Raw genomic sequence first — 336 nt, 5'->3', positions numbered from 1 at the left:
GGCTTCCGCCGTGCCGCTGATGGTCGGTGTTGCGGTGTTGGTCAGGTTGGCGGACGTAATGACCGGTGCGGCGGGTGCCATCGTGTCGATGGTCAGCGTCTGGGTGCCCGGTGTGGATACATTGGTGGCTGGATCGGTGGCTGTGACGGAAACGGGGTTGGTGCCATTGGTGGTCAGCGACAGGCTGCCCGATGTCGGGGTGGCCGTTGCGGTATCAACGGACCAGTTTCCGCCGGTGGCCGTGGTGGTATAGGTGGCGCCGCCGACGGTCAGCGTGATGGTGGCGCCGGCCTCCGCCGTGCCGCTGATGGTCGGTGTTGCGCTGTTGCTCAGGGC

1 protein-coding gene is annotated in these 336 nt (G+C 66.7%); it reads right to left on the bottom strand.

Annotated features, from left to right (window positions below):
- A partial coding sequence (locus ACM9LZ_RS26075; protein ID WP_416622409.1) for an Ig-like domain-containing protein occupies positions 1–336 on the bottom strand: 336 nt, incomplete at both ends.

This window comes from Niveispirillum fermenti (assembly GCF_048066175.1).
GTDB lineage: Bacteria > Pseudomonadota > Alphaproteobacteria > Azospirillales > Azospirillaceae > Niveispirillum > Niveispirillum fermenti.
The sequence above is the reverse complement of the archived record's forward strand: the minus strand, read 5'-3'. Positions and strand labels throughout refer to the sequence as shown.